This is a genomic window from Pseudoalteromonas sp. S3260, assembly GCF_005886925.1.
In the GTDB taxonomy this organism is placed as follows: Bacteria; Pseudomonadota; Gammaproteobacteria; order Enterobacterales; family Alteromonadaceae; genus Pseudoalteromonas; species Pseudoalteromonas tetraodonis.
In genome coordinates, this window is record NZ_PNCV01000075.1 from 1 (window position 1) to 12,845 (window position 12,845).

Annotated in this window: 15 protein-coding genes; 7 read left to right on the forward strand and 8 right to left on the reverse strand. The window is 38.3% G+C overall.

Annotated features, from left to right (window positions below; translation table 11 throughout):
- Window positions 1-17 precede the first annotated feature (17 nt).
- Window positions 18-650: a Cap15 family cyclic dinucleotide receptor domain-containing protein gene (locus CWC14_RS12890; RefSeq protein WP_138563221.1), complete on the reverse strand. Its 633-nt coding sequence runs from the start codon at window positions 648-650 to the stop codon at window positions 18-20.
- Window positions 650-1,549: a nucleotidyltransferase domain-containing protein gene (locus CWC14_RS12895; RefSeq protein ID WP_138563223.1), complete on the reverse strand. Its 900-nt coding sequence runs from the start codon at window positions 1,547-1,549 to the stop codon at window positions 650-652. Before CWC14_RS12895 ends, CWC14_RS12890 begins: the two co-directional genes overlap by 1 nt.
- A gap of 621 nt (window positions 1,550-2,170) precedes the next feature.
- Between CWC14_RS12895 and CWC14_RS12900 the strand changes: the two genes are divergently transcribed.
- A complete protein-coding gene (locus CWC14_RS12900; RefSeq protein WP_010389142.1) occupies window positions 2,171-2,365 on the forward strand; it encodes a (2Fe-2S)-binding protein in 195 nt (64 codons plus the stop codon).
- A gap of 106 nt (window positions 2,366-2,471) precedes the next feature.
- On the opposite strand, the gene bfr (CWC14_RS12905) is transcribed toward CWC14_RS12900, so the two are convergent.
- Together bfr (CWC14_RS12905) and bfr (CWC14_RS12910) are read right to left on the reverse strand one after the other, a co-directional pair.
- On the reverse strand, window positions 2,472-2,936 hold the full coding sequence (gene bfr, locus CWC14_RS12905; protein ID WP_138563225.1) for a bacterioferritin: 465 nt from the start codon (window positions 2,934-2,936) through the stop codon (window positions 2,472-2,474).
- A gap of 10 nt (window positions 2,937-2,946) precedes the next feature.
- A complete protein-coding gene (gene bfr, locus CWC14_RS12910; protein WP_024602407.1) occupies window positions 2,947-3,420 on the reverse strand; it encodes a bacterioferritin in 474 nt (157 codons plus the stop codon).
- A gap of 381 nt (window positions 3,421-3,801) precedes the next feature.
- Between bfr (CWC14_RS12910) and CWC14_RS19185 the strand changes: the two genes are divergently transcribed.
- Window positions 3,802-3,963, forward strand: coding sequence for a hypothetical protein (locus CWC14_RS19185; protein ID WP_013463108.1), 162 nt, complete (start codon window positions 3,802-3,804; stop codon window positions 3,961-3,963).
- A 135-nt stretch (window positions 3,964-4,098) separates the two neighbouring features.
- On the opposite strand, the gene CWC14_RS12915 is transcribed toward CWC14_RS19185, so the two are convergent.
- The gene (locus tag CWC14_RS12915; RefSeq protein WP_013463109.1) at window positions 4,099-4,953 is read right to left on the reverse strand and encodes a cation diffusion facilitator family transporter; all 855 of its coding nucleotides are present in this window, start codon (window positions 4,951-4,953) and stop codon (window positions 4,099-4,101) included.
- A 266-nt stretch (window positions 4,954-5,219) separates the two neighbouring features.
- Here CWC14_RS12915 and CWC14_RS12920 point away from each other — a divergent pair, with 266 nt between their 5' ends.
- The 4 genes from CWC14_RS12920 (at window position 5,220) to CWC14_RS12935 (ending at window position 8,260) form a co-directional block, all read left to right on the forward strand.
- Window positions 5,220-5,708 carry a GNAT family N-acetyltransferase gene (locus CWC14_RS12920; RefSeq protein WP_016899173.1) on the forward strand — a complete coding sequence of 163 codons (489 nt, stop codon included), beginning with the start codon at window positions 5,220-5,222 and terminating at the stop codon, window positions 5,706-5,708.
- Window positions 5,709-5,778: 70 nt separating this feature from the next.
- Window positions 5,779-7,131 (forward strand): DNA-3-methyladenine glycosylase 2 family protein, encoded by a 1,353-nt coding sequence (locus CWC14_RS12925; protein ID WP_024602405.1) that lies wholly within the window; start codon window positions 5,779-5,781, stop codon window positions 7,129-7,131.
- Window positions 7,128-7,595: a methylated-DNA--[protein]-cysteine S-methyltransferase gene (locus tag CWC14_RS12930; protein ID WP_138563227.1), complete on the forward strand. Its 468-nt coding sequence runs from the start codon at window positions 7,128-7,130 to the stop codon at window positions 7,593-7,595. Before CWC14_RS12925 ends, CWC14_RS12930 begins: the two co-directional genes overlap by 4 nt.
- An 80-nt stretch (window positions 7,596-7,675) precedes the next feature.
- Entirely contained in the window at window positions 7,676-8,260 is a 585-nt protein-coding gene (locus CWC14_RS12935) for a thymidine kinase (protein WP_076921658.1), read from the forward strand.
- Here CWC14_RS12935 and ltaE read toward each other — a convergent pair.
- Window positions 8,243-9,247 (reverse strand): low-specificity L-threonine aldolase, encoded by a 1,005-nt coding sequence (gene ltaE, locus CWC14_RS12940; protein WP_138563229.1) that lies wholly within the window; start codon window positions 9,245-9,247, stop codon window positions 8,243-8,245. The two genes, CWC14_RS12935 and ltaE, sit on opposite strands and share 18 nt — an antisense overlap.
- A gap of 19 nt (window positions 9,248-9,266) precedes the next feature.
- On the reverse strand, window positions 9,267-10,199 hold the full coding sequence (gene rlmF, locus CWC14_RS12945) for a 23S rRNA (adenine(1618)-N(6))-methyltransferase RlmF (RefSeq protein ID WP_138563231.1): 933 nt from the start codon (window positions 10,197-10,199) through the stop codon (window positions 9,267-9,269).
- 129 nt (window positions 10,200-10,328) lie between these two features.
- On the opposite strand from rlmF, the gene CWC14_RS12950 reads away from it, so the two are divergent.
- Window positions 10,329-11,237, forward strand: a complete 909-nt coding sequence (locus CWC14_RS12950) for an alpha/beta fold hydrolase (RefSeq protein ID WP_138563233.1) — start codon at window positions 10,329-10,331, stop codon at window positions 11,235-11,237.
- On the opposite strand, the gene CWC14_RS12955 is transcribed toward CWC14_RS12950, so the two are convergent.
- Window positions 11,206-12,648, reverse strand: a complete 1,443-nt coding sequence (locus CWC14_RS12955) for a tetratricopeptide repeat-containing sulfotransferase family protein (protein ID WP_138563235.1) — start codon at window positions 12,646-12,648, stop codon at window positions 11,206-11,208. The two genes, CWC14_RS12950 and CWC14_RS12955, sit on opposite strands and share 32 nt — an antisense overlap.
- Window positions 12,649-12,845: the final 197 nt, after the last annotated feature.

Here is a 12,845-nt window from a genome sequence, read left to right on the forward strand (position 1 = left end):
GACCTCCGGCTACCCGATTAGTTGCCAAATTCTTGCTCAGCCTGATTATAGCTATCATACAATTTTTTAACTCTATCAGTGAGTTGCATTCCTCCCTTGGTGGATCTATCAGTCCAATAATACCCTTCAAGCTCATACACGGGTGAGCCATGAACTTCTAGTGCAAACGACCCATGGTGAATTTCACTTCGTTTCCCTTGTAACTCTATTTTGGGTTCGTTTCGATAAACTCCAACAAGCTTGAATAAATCGTCATCTTCTTGTTGTTCAATACTATGAGCGACTAAAATAGATCGAGACTCTTTAGTCATTAAACGTACGCTTAGAAAAGTCAAAGTTTGTCTAACGACGGCGTAACCGTAAATAGGAGGAGTTTCCTCTCCTGTTTCGGGGTTTATCCAACTGCTTTTCAATTCTACTTTCCACGTGCCCCTAATATCTGGCCGTTTTACATACCAGCCCTTAAAGATTTTCCATGACCACATGTACTTATTAAAAAGGGTAACAAAAATCGCAATTACGCCAACAACCGTGCCGAAAGGTTTTAGAAAGTCAGCATTTAGTACAGGCATGCCTTGAAACCAGAGAGCCAATAGCCAGACAATTATGGTGAGACCTACAAATGACGAAATATGAAGTCTAGTTAGCATTATTCATACCCCACATAATCCCATGCATCACTTATAAACTGATGAGCTCCTTGACGAGTCCAAGGCTGCGAAGAGCGGAATAGATATTTTAGTTCACTAACTTCACCCCACTCACTACATTTTTGATCATTCATAGTATTATTGAATAGTTCAGCAAGAACAGCTCTAACCATTGGCTTGAAAGATTGGTAGCCAAAACATTCATTTGATGCGTTAAACACCAAACATTCAACTAAAAAACTTGGCGTATCTTCAGCAGATTTTATTTTTTTACTTGCCATTTCATTGCAAAGGGTTTTGAGTATTCTTACGACTCGCTTGTATCTTCTAGATGTAGCGTCATTCTTTGCCACTCCATTTTGATAATGCTGTTCAGGCCAATTTCTCACTCTAGGAGGAGTGTAATCATCAGGAATCATTTCAACTCCTGATAAGTAATGAGTTACGGATGTATACCTGCGATGTTCGAAAAATGCAGCTACGTCTGACTCAACTCTATACGTATTCTCTTTGATATCGAATGATTTGCTTCCTCTTGATACAGCTTCTCTACCAAACCTAGAAACAAGAGCTTCTTCAAGCTCATTCTTGAATAATACATAAGTATAAACGCCGTCACTAAAACTCTTATTTAATTCGGCTTTAACATTATCATCGGGGTATACAGGGAAAAATGTATCAAAACAAACAACACCAATATCAACATCGCTATCTTTTCTAACATTGACACGATTTCGATAAGAGCCTTGTGTAAAAACTTTAATATTTCGATTTCTTAACTTTTCACTATCATGAATTGCTTGTCTAATTTGGCGCTCCGCATTCTCCGCACGCTCCTGTTCTGTTTTGCTTGGCCCTTGCGACCAAGTTGTAAAAACAGATTCCCAATCCCTGTTCATAAATACTCCATACTACGATGATTTGGCAACTAACAGTGCCTTTTCTGCAGGCGATGTATTTATAAAATTTTCATAAAATACAGACGCCATAGAAGTAACATATTGTTCTATATGTGTATTACATTCTTCCACTCACAAATTGCAGAACATGCCTGGATAATCACAATTGCTCAACTAGGCTCATAATCTGTTATTAGTATATGTAGGTCAAGAGTTGACATGAGAAAGTGGTCAGGAATCCTGAGCTAAACAATTTTGGGGCAGAAACGAGTTAATCATGAATGACTGCTCATGGCACAAACCGGAAATAGCTCACGCATTAATTCTATATTTATACATTAAGGCTTCTTCAGACTTAATGTAATTCATTTTAATCATTCAACTATTTACCTAAACCTAATCTTACTTAGATTTAAGGTGAACTTTAATTAATAAATCTCAATCTGTGTGCCACACCCAGGTTGATATTTAAACTATTCTCAAGCTGCTGCGAATTCTCAACTTAAGTGGCGCTGGCCAAAAAAATGTAAAAAATTCAAATTTTATAAAAAACCAATTGATAACTATTTTCGTTTAGATTAATATAAACCCACTAAATGAAATTGAGAGTTGTTTGTATTCATGTATGTTTGTCTTTGTCACGGTGTGACTGATAAAAAAATTGAGCAAACCATCGACGATGGTGCTACTACCATGCGCGAGCTAACTAAAGAGCTTAAAGTGGGCAGCCAATGCGGTAAGTGTTGTTGTTGTACTAAAAAGATCCTCAATCGTAAACTGATTCAAATTGCAGATATAACCGATCAAGTGGCTTAATAGTAATCTACATAAATAGGCCTACCTAAACGAATTGGTATAACAGTTAAAAATTAAACATAAAAAAAGCAGCCTTAGCTGCTTTTTTTATATTTATAACTTTAACTTACAGTTGTGATTGTAAGTAGTTTTCAAGCCCAGTGTTTTTGATCAGTAGTTGCTGTGTTTCTAGCCAATCAATTTGCTCTTCTTGCTCATTTAAAATGTTATCGAGCGCTTCACGGCTAATGTAATCTTTTTTACTTTCAGCTAGTTTAATCGCAGCACGAAGCTCATCTACTGTATCAAGTTCAAAGCTCATGTTAGCGGCAATCATTTCTTCGCTGTTTTCGCCAATGCGTAAGCGTCCTAAATCTTGAAGGTTTGGCAGTCCTTCTAAAAATAAAATACGCTCAATTAAACGATCGGCGTTTTTCATTTTTTGTATCGATACTTTGTAATCAGCTTTGTCTAGTTTACTAAAACCAATATCTTTAAACATACGTGCATGTAAAAAGTATTGGTTAATACCCACAAGCTCATTAGCAAGTACTTTATTTAGTGCTGCAATAACGTCTTTATCGCCTTTCATAATGTAGTCCTTATTCGCCCATTTGAGCTTGGTGATAGTTTTGAGTGCCAATTTTGTCAATCAGACCCAATTGTTGCTCTAACCAGTAGACGTGATCTTCTTCGGTATCAAATAATAGCTTTTCTAGAATTTCACGAGATTGATAATCTTGCTGTTGTTCACAGATGGCAATAACTTCTTTAACACACTCAACCACTTCAAGTTCTAAGGTTAAGTCGTTTTGCATCATGCTTTTTACATCGCTACCAATTAAGAGGTCACGACGTTTGGTCATGTTTGGTACGCCTTCTAAAAAAAGAATACGCTTGATTAGCCAGTCAGCGTGGTCTTTTTCTTCTTCCATTTCATGGTTAAGACGCTCATAAAGTTTGTTTAAGCCCCAATCATCGTACATACGAGAATGAATAAAATACTGGTCAATAGCAGCTAATTCGTTAGCTAACAATGTATTGAAGGCGTCGATTACTTTTTGATTACCTTTCATAGCGCTTATCCTAAAAATTCTAATTGTGGCTAGTCTAGTATATAGGCACAGAATTGCAAGTAATTTACTTATAAATCATATGGTTAATATTGAGTTTGATTCTTGTTTAAGTTTGCATTGCTGGCTGACAAATGGACAAGTTGTTATTTGTATTTTAGATCAGCAAGTTACATTTTTTATAACATAAAAAGGCATACTTACTAAGGTTATTAAGTAAAGTATTGCAGCTATTCTAAGTGTTGAGGTTGTTCTTTTACGCTTTATTACTTCGAATTCTGGGATGAATACAGTAAAACTGAAATATTTACACAACTGAGTTTTTTCACTCAATTTATTTTGTAGCCACTCTCGTAATCTAATTATTGCTATTGTAGCGGGGTGATGTCTTTGCACCCAGCTCACGGCTCTGTAATTAATGAAGTAAGAAAGGCTAAGGAGCAGGGAAGTGGACATTTATTGTTTACACAAATATCCGTGAAAAAAGCAGATAAAGCTGAAAACTTAATGCTGCCTCTTGCAGCAGCAACTATCAGTACTCTTTAATTTAATTAATTTGTGATAATACTTATCTATCGTATTTTTGTAGCGGTTTAAATAAAAACCGCTGAGAAGTCTATCTAATATAAGTAAACCTACTTAGAGCTTTAATGTAATCATTTTGGTTATTGAAAACAGTGATTAGTAACACTCGATTACACAGTGCTCAATTGCAAATTCATCATGTAAATAATGTTTAATGGCGTTAAGCTCAATAAGGGTATCTGTTTGCATCACAATTTCACAGTGTGTGGTGTTATCGTCGAGTTGCCATGCTTTTATTGATTTTATTTGAGTAATGGCAAACTGTTGCAGTAACTTTTTACTGATAAGTTGCTGGTCAAAACCAATGGGGGCTGCCTGCATTAAAATGCTGCAGCTGGCTTTAAGTAATAATACGCCGTGATAAATAACATACAGTGATATCAATATCGTCGCTATTAAATCAACTACATACCATTGGTATAAAATAATTAAAGTACCGGCAATAATAACCACAATAGAGGCCATGGCATCAGACACATTATGAATAAACGCCGCCTTTATATTCATGTTGTTTTTAGCGCCGGCTTTAAAGGTTAATAATGCAGTGACTAAATCAATGAATAGCGCTACTGCAGCAACCCACACAATGATCCAGCCATTGATAGGTTGAGGGTTTAAATAACTACTTATGGCCTCAAAAATTAAATAACCACCGATGACTATTAACGTGGTGCTATTAAAAAGAGTTGCTAGAATTTCTGCACGTTTGTAGCCAAAATGGTGGGTTGTATCAGCTTGCTTATTGCCAATTTTTCGAGCAACGAGGGCAATAAAAATTGAGGCCGCATCACTTAGGTTATGTAATGCATCGGCAATTAATGAAAGACTGCCGGAAAATACGCCGCCAACAACTTGCACTGCAGTCAGTAAAACATTTATAAATACGGCAAGAGTGAGCTGTTTATCACTTTGGTTATCATCAACGTGACTGTGTGAATGACCATGACCCATTTTAGTTAAACTTCCTCATTGCTTTACTGTGTACTCATAATGACAACTTTTTGCCATATATAAAAGCGTTGTTTTAATTTGTTTTTTTAATGCCCTAATGAATAAATTGAAATAAGCTCATGAACGTTACTTATTGAATATAAAACGATATGCTAGGGTATAAATAAATGTATTAATGGCTTAAATTATCATAATTAGTTAAGCACTTTTTATATTAAATTAGATGCTTACCAGGCATAAAAGTAGTTTTTTAAGGGTCAATAACAATGAACACAGCAATAGAAATTCGCGATGCAAAGCCAAGTGATGCAAAAACAATTCTACACTTTATCAATGAGCTTGCTATTTACGAAAAAGAACCTGATGCAGTTAAAACCGATGAGCAAGCCATTTTAAACACCCTGTTTTGTGAAGGCGCAACGGCGCACAGTTTAATATGTTTACAAGATGATGAGCCAATTGGTTTTGCCGTGTATTTTTACAATTACTCGACTTGGTTAGGTAAAAATGGTCTTTACCTAGAAGATTTATACGTGAGCCCTGATAGCCGCGGAAATGGGGCTGGTAAAGCCATTATGAAAGAACTAGCAAACAGAGCAATCAATAAAGACTGTGGCCGCTTTGAATGGGTGGTACTTGATTGGAATAAACCCGCGATTGATTTTTATAATAGTATGGGCGCTGAGCCACAAAATGAATGGATTATATATCGTTTAACGGGTCAGGCATTAATTGATTTTGCAAATAAAGATTAGTGCCGAATATGGCCAGTAATACGCTTAGTTTTTGCTAAGCTAAGCGCTACCTAATTTACAAGAGCATTTTATGGGTGATCAGCACTGGCAAAAAGCACGTCAAAGTCGTGATGCGCGTTTCGATGGGCTTTTTTATGTAGCCGTTAAAAGTACCGGTATTTATTGCAGGCCAATTTGCCCTGCGCCCACAGCTCACGAAAAAAATGTAGTCTACTATCAGTTTGCACACTCTGCCGCGCAGGCTGGTTTCAGGCCTTGTATTCGTTGTCGGCCCGATAGTGCACCAGGAAGTGCGGCTTGGCAGGGAACAAAAACAACGGCTCTACGAGCCAAGCAATTAATTGATCAGGATAATCAGCACGACTGCGAAAAGCTCGCCACGCGTTTAGGAATAAGCAGCCGTTATTTAAGGCGATTATTTTCTCAATATTTTGGCATTTCTATCACGCAATATCGATTGTTTAACCAATGTCATTTTGCAAAAAAATTGATTCAAGAAACTAGCTTACCGCTTACCGAGATAGCGTTTGCCTCAGGCTTTAAAAGTGTTAGGCGTTTTAATGATGCTTTTTTAAAACAACTTAATATTGCGCCCTCAGCGCTCAGAACCGCCAAGCACCCAGCTGATATTGGGCTCACCTTAATTTTGCCTTTTCGTCCGCCGTATAACTGGCAGGCATTGCATGGGTTTTTAGCAAAACGATTAATTCAGCCAATAGAGTGGTTAACGCCAACCAGTTATGGGCGTACTTTTACTTATAAATCGTGTAGAGGGCGTTTTGATGCTGAGTTTGTTGCAGATAAACATCATTTTCGGGTGCAAATTGATATAGATAATACGCAATATTTACAGCCAGTTATTAACAACATTCGCCGTGTACTTGATTTAGATGCAGATACTTATTTAATTGAGGCGCATTTAAGCGAACACATTAATAATGCATTTCCACTTACTAAAGGCTTAAGGTTACCGGGTATTTGGTCAAGTTTTGAGGCGGGAGTTAGGGCTATACTTGGGCAACAAGTCAGTGTAGCGGCGGCGCACAACCTAGTGACTAATTTAGTAACACAGCTTGGTGAAAAGCAACACCAACAGGTCTATTTTCCTGAGCCTGAAGTGTTAGCACACAGTGATTTTGCATTCTTTAAAATGCCACAGGCGCGTAAAAATGCACTGCATAACCTCGCTGAATTTTGTGCCGTGAATCCCGATTGTGATGATTTAGACCAATGGCTTAGTTTAAAAGGGATTGGCCCATGGACGGTTAATTATGCAAAGTTACGCGGCCAAAGCCAGCCCGATATTTTACTCGATGGCGATTTAGGCGTTAAAAAGGCACAAGCGGCAGCAAGCTCTTTTGAATCTGCGAACTGTGCACCATTTCGATCTTACTTAACTTTTCAACTTTGGCAGCAATTATGATAGTGCAAACCAGTTTACCCAGCCCGATTGATGACATTATTATTCAGGCAACTGAAAAAGGTATTAGTTATGTGGGGTTTTATCCACCGGCCAGTTATATCAGTACGCCTTTAAACGAGATAAATAATTCGCATGTTTTATCTTGTGTGGCGCAGCTTAATGAGTACTTTGCTCATTCGCGTACCGAGTTTGATTTAGAACTTGATACTGGCGGCACGCCATTTCAGCAAAGCGTATGGCAGGCATTGTGTAGCGTACCCTTTGGAAAAGTGGCGACTTATAAAGATATTGCCGAGCAGTTAAACAACCCTAAAGCTGTGAGAGCGGTAGGGGCTGCAAATGGTAAAAACCCAATCAGTATTATTGTGCCGTGTCATCGTATTATTGGTGCAAATAAAAAACTAACTGGTTATGCAGGTGGTTTAGAGCGCAAGCAATGGTTACTAGAGCATGAAGCAAAATAAATAGCTAAATAACGTATCCAAATTTGTATTCTGAGCACTTTAAGGTAGCATAAGCGCACTTTTTATTTGAAGGCACGACAATGGCGCAATTATACTTTTACTACTCTGCAATGAATGCAGGTAAATCAACCACCTTACTACAATCTGCATTCAATTATAAAGAACGTGGTATGGAGCCGGTGATCCTCACGGCGGCTATCGATGATAGAGCCGGAGTGGGTAAAGTATCATCACGTATTGGCTTGCAAGCAGATGCGCATATTTATGATGCAGATATAGATGTATTTGCGCTTATTCAAGCTCTTAATGCAGATAAAAAACGCCATTGTGTACTCGTGGATGAATGTCAGTTTTTATCTAAAGATCAAGTTATGCAGTTAACCGATGTAGTCGATGAATTAGGTATTCCCGTATTGTGTTACGGCTTAAGAAACGACTTTAGAGGAGAGTTATTTAGTGGCTCGCAATATTTACTTGCTTGGGCTGATAAGTTAATAGAGCTTAAAACGGTGTGTCATTGTGGGCGTAAAGCAAATCACGTATTACGTACCGATGAAAATGGTGAGGCTATTGCCGATGGCAACCAAGTAGAAATTGGCGGCAACGACCGTTATGAATCGGTGTGCCGCAAGCATTATAAAGCCGCGTTAAATATGGGCCGTTAAGGCTTTAATAAAGGTATCTATATCCGCTTTAGTAATACCTAAATGGGTTACTAGCCTAAGTTGCTTACTTGGGCTAAACACAATGTCCTGTGCTTTTAAATCGGCTGCTAGTTTTGTGATGTTTATGTTGTTATCACACGTAGCGTAAACCATGTTTGTGGTATTACTCATGTTTACGTTAAAACCTGCCACGTTATTTAACTGCTTTGCTAAATAACGTGCATTAGCGTGGTCATCGACTAAACGTTGAGTGTTATTTTCTAAAGCATATTGCCCCGCAGCAGCTAATATACCCGCTTGGCGCATACCGCCGCCAAGCACTTTTCGCCAGCGTCTTGCTTTGGCTATCAATGCTGTTGAACCAAGCAATAATGAACCAACAGGTGCACCTAATCCTTTTGATAAGCAAATAGAGACTGAATCAAAATGTTGGGTTATTTCTTTAATATCAACGTTAAGCTCGGCAGCGGCATTAAAAGCGCGAGCGCCATCTAAATGCAGTGCTAAGTTATGTTGGTTAACAAATTCACGTGCTTTAATTAAATAATCAATACCCAGTACTTTGCCACCTATGGTGTTTTCAAGGCTCAGTAATCGCGTTTTCGCAAAGTGGCTATCATCGGGTTTTATTGCAGCAGCAATTTTAGTAAAACATAGGCTACCATCGGCTTCATTTTCAATAGGTTGTGGTTGAATAGAGCCTAAAACGGCAGCGCCACCGCCTTCAAACTTGTAGTTATGAGCACTTTGCCCACAAATATACTCATCACCTCGCTCACAATGCGCCATTAATGCCAATAAGTTTGCTTGCGTGCCGGAGCTACAAAATAATGCATCGGCCACATTAAAACGCAATCTAGCATAGGCTTCCAATTGGTTAACGCTTTCATCATCGCCGTATACATCATCGCCAACCGGGGCATGATACATAATATCTCGCATTTTATTGCAAGGCTTGGTCACTGTGTCTGAGCGAAAATCTATCATGGGGTGTCCTTAAGTGGCTTTATACTAATTCTTCACAAATTTGTTCACGGGTCGTTTTATCAAAATAACTCCACGCAATAAAGCGACTGACTTTTTGCCCTTGTGCCATTTCAACGATTTTATAGTCGCAAATAGGGAGCTGTTTTAGCTGTGTTTGTAAAGCAGCAAAGGTCTCTTTTTTAGAAACCAACGAGGTGAACCAGATCACTTGCTCACTGAACTGAGCGCTTTCTTTGATCATGTTAGAAATGAATGCTAATTCACCACCTTCACACCACAGCTCATTACTTTGTCCGCCAAAATTAAGTGCTTGCGAAGGCGCTTTGCCTAAGTTTTTCCATTTACGTTCACTGCCTTTACTGGCTTCTTCTGCACTGGCGTGAAATGGCGGGTTACACATCGTTAAATGATACAAATCTTTCGCATTAATCACCCCTTTAAAAATATGCTCGGGATTTTTTTGTTGTTTAAGCGTTATTTTTAGATTATTGAACTGAGCGAGCTGCTTGGCTATTTTTATTGCTGCAGAGTCTATGTCGCTGCCAGTAAAGTGCCATTGGTATTCGCTATTGCCCGTTAGCGGGTAAACTAAGTTAGCGCCAGTGCCTATATCAAGCACTTTAATTTGTCGGCCAGTGGGAATAACTTGCTGATTATCTTCGCTGAGTAAGTCAGCTAAGTAATGAATATAGTCAACTCTACCTGGAATAGGTGGGCATAAGTTGTGCTCAGGAATGTCCCAAAAGTTAATATTGTAATGACTTTTTAATAGCGCCTGATTCAAGGTTTTTACAGCTAAGTTATTACTAAAATCAATACTTTGATTGCCTGCTGGCGTCGTAATTAAAAAAGCAGTTAACGAAGGGGTTTGCGAGGTAAGAAAATTAAAATCGTAACCATTTTTGTGTTGATTGCGCGGATGTAATTTAGAACGAGCTGATTTTGCTTTCATGAGGCTTTTTTAACAACAGGAATAAAAGCTAATAGTAACAAATACAGACAGAAAAAGTGCATAATTTTCCCTTTGGCTTACCAGATATTACTGGTAGGATGAGTTGTTAGCAATTATAAGGAATTCGCTTTGGCAGTTACTCAACAATCTGTTTTTATTAAATTAGATGACTATCAAACACTGCATTTGCGCCGTATCGCCAATCAACAGCCGAGCGGCCCTGTGGTGTTATTAATTCATGGTGCGGTAGAAAATGGCAAAATATTTTACACTCATAGCAATAAAGGGTTAGCGCCTTTTTTAGCTGAACAAGGGTATTGTTGTTATGTCGCTGATTTACGCGGGCGTGGTGAAAGTAAACCTGCTATTTGTAAGCAAGCACGGTATGGACAAACTGAGGCGATTGTTGAAGATATTCCGGCATTTATTGAAAAAATTGAACAGTTAGAGAGTAAAAAACCTGACTTTTTAGTTGCTCATTCTTGGGGTGGGGTGTTGCTTAATAGCGTGTTTGCTCGCTTCCCTGAGCTGATAAACGATGTAAAAGCGTGTGCCTATTTTGGTTCAAAGCGTTCGCTATTTAATAACCACCCTAAAAAGTTATTTCAGGCCAATTTGATTTGGTATTTTATGGCGCCAATATTAGCGAAAAAACACGGTTATTTACCAGCAAAACGCTTAAAGTGGGGCAGTGATGATGAAACTCAAAAGTCGCATTATCAAAGTATGCAGTGGGCTAAGAAAAATCCGTGGATAGACAGTGATGATGGCTTTGATTACGCTAAAACATTAGCAAATCTCATGCTTCCTCCAACGTTACATATTGCGGCAGTAAAAGATAAAGCATTGGCACAGCCTATCGATATTCAAAAGTTTATTGATGAGTCAGGTACTGGGGTGCAAAAAATGCAAATATATGGCCGCCGCTTTGGGCACAAAGTAGATTACGACCATATTAATATGCTTACTCACCCACAGGCACGACAAGAACAGTTTATGGATGTGCTTAATTGGTTTGAGGCAACGAGAGCAAACTAAGTAAAGGGGCTTCATAACGCTGCCATTTATCAAGGCTTTTGTTATTTACAGGCTGCCTGATGGCATGTTTACTGAGCGTTGTAACGGCGCTTTTATTTTTGTAAAAGTCTAAACAAGTCTGTTCAAATTCACAGCCAGTAAAACTCAATAGTGCGGTTAATTGATCTTTAGGGTTTTCAATTAACTGCTCATAACTTAAATTATAAATAGCTAAGCGGTTAAATTGCTGCCAATGGCTCATCAGTTTTTCATAAAGCTGATGGTACAAAGTAAATTCATTTAAATCACAAAAATAGGGTTCGTTTTCAGCAAAGTAATTAGTAAACACTGAAAATGCGGTTGCGTTAAAGTTGCGGGTCAGGTTAATAAACTTAGCATCTGGGAATAAAATATAAATTAACCCTAAGTTTTGGTAGTTGCTAGGCAGTTTATTGATCACAAATGCGCAATTGCTCCCAGAAGAACTTAAGGTATCTAAATATATAGATCTGGCTTGGTTAATTAAAGGCGTTGTTAGCTTAGTTAAGCATTGAGGGTAGCGTAACCCTGTTTTATGTTCTAAAAAAGCGACTACCTTATTACTAATACTGGTGTCTTCTCCAAGCGTTGCCCATTGACTGTGTCCTGCTAACATCTGCTCCAGTAAGGTTGAGCCGCTTCGTGGCATACCAATAATAAACACGGGCGTAACAGGATACTGCTTATTTAGGTTTGCTAAATTGAACACACTTTCATTATTATATTCAATAAGTTGATCATAAAACTCAATTAAATCTTCAGTATTAAATTCACTGAGTTTGTGTTGTTGCTGATTGGCAATCACAAAATAGTTAAACGCTTGATCAGTATCGTCTAATTTGTCGTAACTTTTAGCTAAAGCATAGTAGCAGACCATTTTTAAGCGTAGGTTATTTGTTTGCGTTAAAAAGTGGTGTAACTGAACGATGTAATTATTTGCTTTATTAAAGCGCCCTAATTGTACCAATTCAAATAAAACATAAGCCGTAACTGGTGCTATCCCAAGCTTTAATGCTTCCTCAAACGTGGCCTGCGCTTTATCAAGCTCGCCAAAGGTTAAATAGTGCTGGGCTAAATAATAATGAGTGTCTGGGTTGTCTGCGGCAATACTGGTTGCGTATTCGAGTACTTTTTGCGCATCTTCAGGAGAGTTGACCGCATTAAATGCATCACTTAGTGCATACAAAGGTTCTAATACATAAGGGAGATGCTGACACGCTCGTTGTAGTATATAAACAGCGGCATCAAATTGCTCTAAACGCAGTGCTACTTTACCTAAGCCAAACAGGGCGTCACCATTATCAGGCTCTGCTTGTAATAGCATTTTGTAATGAAACTCAGCTTCTCTGAGCTTATTTTGTGATAATAACTGGTCCGCTTTTTTTAGTAGCATAATACAACTAATATTCTTTTTATTTACTATAACCCCAAAGTCACAAAAAATGCGAGTGTAAAAGTCACTTTAAATGGGTTTATAAAGGGCAATAAAAAGGCGAAATGCATTACACATTTCGCCTTTGATTATCATTAACACATGTTAGAAAGTATAGGTTGCTTTAGCGTAGTAAATGAATCGCCCCGTGTTTGCCA